The 2,979-nt window shown below is 66.9% G+C and carries 3 protein-coding genes; all 3 read right to left on the bottom strand.

The genetic code is table 11. From position 1 onward, the window contains the following. The coding region (locus EN745_RS32830) for an FHA domain-containing protein (protein ID WP_127423170.1) at positions 1-310 on the bottom strand (310 nt) is incomplete at its 3' end. Continuing rightward, entirely contained in the window at positions 307-1,374 is a 1,068-nt protein-coding gene (gene tssG, locus EN745_RS32825; protein WP_127423169.1) for a type VI secretion system baseplate subunit TssG, read from the bottom strand. The genes tssG and EN745_RS32830, both read right to left, overlap by 4 nt. Next, on the bottom strand, positions 1,338-2,979 hold a 1,642-nt coding region (gene tssF, locus EN745_RS32820), incomplete at its 5' end, for a type VI secretion system baseplate subunit TssF (RefSeq protein ID WP_127423168.1). The genes tssF and tssG, both read right to left, overlap by 37 nt.

Below are 2,979 nucleotides of genomic sequence, written 5' to 3'. Positions count from 1 at the left end.
GCAGGTCGACATGGAGTATGTAGTCGCCGAGCCTCAGCCGCATGCCGCTTTGCAGGCGTGCCGACCTGCCGGCGCCGAGCGGGCTGTCGGAGTCGTTTATGAACAGTCCACTGCTCGAGGTGTCGGTGACGAAATAGCCGTCCTGCCCGCCGGTGATCTTGCAATGGGCGCGCGAGACGAACATGTCCGGATCGTCGATCTGCCAGCCGGCGTCGGCGCTGCGGCCGATCACCAGTTCGCCCTCGTCCAGCCGGGTCTGCCTTACCGCCTGGGTGCGTGGCCCTTGCTCCAGCGTCAGCAGCAGACTCATGCCGCGACCTCCGCTATCTCCGGCCGCCATCCGACGATCGTGCGCAGCCGCAGATCGTCAGCATCTCCCCTTTCGGGGGGCCGCGCAAGCCAGGCGGTCCGGCCAAGCTGGACGGTTCCGACGCGAGGCGGCGGCACGGCCTCGCGAGCGAGCACGATACGCAGGTCGACGTCGAGCGTTTCCCCGATCATGTCGCGAACCGCGTGGTTGAACAGCGTCAGCCGCCGGCTGCCCGGCAGAAACGACTTGAAGTCCTCCAGGCCGAGGGGGCCGACGCGCAGCTCGATCCTGCTCTGGCGGCTGAAAACGCGCGGGCCGATCGTCGCCCCGCGGCCGAGGGCCGCGTAGGCCTTGGCCAGGCGGCTCTGCAGCGCGGTCGGCACCGATATCCAAGCGGCGACGAACTCCTTGACCTGCACCGGCACCTTGAAGGCTTCGGCGAGATACAGGGTGAGCCGTTCCGGACCGTCGACCTGGCTGGCAAGCGAAGCGGCCTGGCGCAGCTTGACGGTGTCGAGTTCGGGGTCCTGGGTGCCGGGAAGGCCAATGCCGGCCATCGCCTCGAGCATTGCGCGGACGCGGCCGCCGACAGCGCGTTCGACCTGCACTCCCGAGTGGGCATCCGCCCAAGCCCGGTAATACAGGGCAATCATGCGATGCTGGAGGATGTTGACGAAGTCCACAAAGGTCGTGTCGCTGGTCTGCCTGGCATCGGCGCCGGTGAACCAGCGCTGCGACAGGCGATCAAGCACCCAGCGGGTCAGATGCAGCGGCAGCGGACCTTCAGGTCCCATCAGGCCGAGATTTGCAACCGTGACCCGCGCCGGCGTGTTGTCGGCGGCTTCCTGAAAGTCCACCACGTCCCTGGCCGAGAAGCTCAGGCGCACATGCTGTCCGAGTCTTGCCGGCTCGCGTTCCAACCGGCCGGAATGGCCGAATAGGCCGCCCCTGCGTTCGAGCCGGCGCAGCAGCTCGAAGAAGTCGAACGATTGGGACAGGCCCTCGCTCCGGCCCGATCCGATGCTGCCTAGATCAGGTAGCGATTGCCGGGCGTCATCGGCCATGGCACATCCTCCTGCTTCTGCAGCAGCCGCGTGCGGGTCCGCACAAAGCCGTTTATTCCGGCATGGCGGGCGAACAGCCGCGCGAGCAAGGCCGAAAGCAGCAGGGTGCTTTGTCCCGCGAGCACGGACTGGTCCACATGCAACGTTACTTCCGTGCCCCGCCCGAAGCACATCGGCCCGTCGATCTGCAGTCGTTCGATGACCGGGCGCGAGTCGATGCGCACGATCGAATGCACGTTGCGGGCGAGACCCGGATCGCCGCGGTCGGCATAGAGGTCGAGCAACGCATGGAGCGGATCGACACCGCGACCTTCCTTGGCAAGGCTGAGGAAATTGAGCCCGAGCTGGGCCACCAGCCGCCAGGCGAGATTGTCGGCCCTGGATTCCCCCTCGGCGCCCGCCGGCAGCGCCGCCGGGATCGCCGGCTGCGGCGGACGCAACGCGCCGATGAGCCTGACCGCCTCGACCGGGTCGCCCGTCTCCAGCGTCAGCGTTGGATTGTCGTCGAGGATCGGCAGGTCGCGATTGGTGCAAAGCGCCATGATGTCGAGGCGCCTCAGAGGTCGGTTCGCCGGGCTTGCGATGGGACGCGAAACGGCCAGGAAGACATCGTCCCCGGTGTAGGAGGTGCGGGTCAGGCCATCGCGCCGCTCATCCTCGGTGGGCCGGCGCGGCCGGCGCTCGGTGGAGTAGACCCAGCCGCTGCCGCGGTTTTGCCCCAGGCTGAAGAGCTCGGGTATTTCGGCGTCGCTGCCCTCGCTCTCGGCGTCCTCGACCCGCGTGACCCGATAGATCTCGAAGTCGCGCGCCCGCGTACGGTCGGCATGCAGTACCTGCCGCGTCCGGCGGGGATCGAGCTCGACGATGTTGCACTCGCGCTCGAAGAGATTGATGATCGGGGTTACGAAGAGCTCGAAATCGGCGGGCGTAAGGTCGGCAAGCTCAGGTACGGGCCGCCGGAACAGGAAAATGACCTCCAGCCCTCCGTCGCATTTGCGCACCACCGGGTTCAGGCCAGAAACCCGCACATAGTGGAAGCGCTCGGGCATCATGAAATATTCCCGCAGCAGGCGGTAGCCTTCGAATGTCGGACGGGTACGCGGCATCAAGGCTTCGTCGTCGCGAATGCCGACCATTTCGGGTTCCGGCAGCGGCGATATCGGGTTGGTCTTGCCCTCGGTGCGCGCGCCAACCGCCGAACAGGCGCCGAAAATGGCGTCAAAAATCAGCGGCGCCTTACTGCGGCCGGCAAGATAGAGATCAAGCTGGTCAAGCGCGAGTTCGTTGAATTTGCCTTTGCCGGTGCGGGTGAGCGCGATGCGCAGCGCCGCTTGGCCGGCCACGCCGCCGACCGGCCCGATGCCGGCCGCCGCCAGTCCGCTGCGATCCTGGAAATAGCTGACCGAGCTGATCTCGATCGGCCACAGCGTGATCTCCTGGGCGGTAGTGAAAGTGCAGCGTGTCGACAGGCCAGGCTGGAGGCCGGAGACCAGCCGGGTGTCGCGCTTCACGACGTGGCCCGCAATCATCGACTGGACCTGCTGGCCGGGTTTCAGCACTGCCATGGCGGTCGCCGGCGCCGGCGGGACCCGATCGGGATAGAGG

This window comes from Mesorhizobium sp. M4A.F.Ca.ET.022.05.2.1 (genome assembly GCF_003998845.1).
Lineage (GTDB): Bacteria > Pseudomonadota > Alphaproteobacteria > Rhizobiales > Rhizobiaceae > Mesorhizobium.
The sequence above is the reverse complement of the archived record's forward strand: the minus strand, read 5'-3'. Positions and strand labels throughout refer to the sequence as shown.

Bases quoted from the DNA above. Each gene is read 5' to 3' on its own strand.
- tssG (WP_127423169.1), bottom strand. From the start codon at position 1,374: ATGGCCGATGACGCCCGGCAATCGCTACCTGATCTAGGCAGCATCGGA.